A 945-nucleotide genomic window follows, 5' to 3' on the forward strand; every position below is an offset into this window, starting at 1 on the left:
GGCCGGCGGCGGTCACCGCGTAGCGGTGCAGCAGCGCCCGGCGTCGCGCCGGGGCGAGCGTCCGGGCCGGCGCGTCGCGGAGCAGCGCGGCGTCCGGGCCGTCGGCCACGATCAGGCCCACCTCGCCGGGGATCAGCTCCTGCGGGAAGTCGAGGTCGACCGCGAAGTAGAGCCGATCGCAGAAGTCGCCGTAGTCCGGCCATTTGCCGTCGGAGAGGAAGTCGCGCGCGCAGGACTTCACCTCGATGATGGCGAAGCCGCCATCGGGCAGCAGCGCCAGGATGTCGGCGCGGCGGCCGTTGGGCAGCGGCATCTCCGTCACGGGCGCCCAGCCGCGCCGGCCGCAGAACCTTGCCGCGGCGCGGCAGACGGACAGGGTGCGCAGCGCGGGCGGGATGGTGTCCATCGGGTCAGGTTCGCGCTCTGTTCACGGTCCCGTCAAGGGGCGCCGGCGGCCGGCCGGAACCGCGTCCTCGCCGGGGCGTGAAGAGGCGATCATGGTCGCAACCCGCTTCGCCGTCGCGCTTCACATCCTCATCCTGCTGGCCACGGAACCGGGCGGCCAGGCCACCAGCGGCCGCATCGCCGAAAGCGTCGGGACCAATCCCGTGGTGATCCGGCGGCTGGCCGGGCAGCTCGCGCGGGCCGGGCTTGTCCGCATCCGGCGCGGCCCCGGCGGCGCCGAGTTGGCGCGTCCCGCCAGCGCCATCACGCTGGCCGATGTCTGGGCCGCGATGCGCCGTCCCGGCCTGCCGCTGCTGCCGACGCATCGCGGCGCACGCGACAATGGCGACCGGCTGGGCCCGATCGTGCCGGGCATGCTGCGCGGCGTGCTGGACGAGGCGGAGGCGGCGATGGAGCAGCGCCTGGCGCAGGTCACGCTCGAATCGCTGGTCGCCCGGCTGCCGCGCATGCCGGCCGCGCCGGGCTGACGCGCCCGCCCGG

2 protein-coding genes are annotated in these 945 nt (G+C 75.7%); one reads left to right on the forward strand and one right to left on the reverse strand.

Going from position 1 to position 945, the window contains the following annotated elements; all coding sequences use genetic code 11:
* Window positions 1–406 (reverse strand): MmcB family DNA repair protein (locus tag L2I40_RS23755; protein WP_237217811.1); only part of this gene is annotated, 406 nt, incomplete at its 3' end.
* Window positions 407–497: 91 nt separating this feature from the next.
* Here L2I40_RS23755 and L2I40_RS23760 point away from each other — a divergent pair.
* Complete coding sequence (locus L2I40_RS23760; RefSeq protein WP_237217812.1) at window positions 498–932, forward strand: Rrf2 family transcriptional regulator; 435 nt, start codon at window positions 498–500, stop codon at window positions 930–932.
* Window positions 933–945 lie beyond the last annotated feature (13 nt).

The sequence above is a fragment of the Falsiroseomonas oryziterrae genome (assembly GCF_021864505.1).
GTDB classification, from domain to species: Bacteria; Pseudomonadota; Alphaproteobacteria; order Acetobacterales; family Acetobacteraceae; genus Falsiroseomonas; species Falsiroseomonas oryziterrae.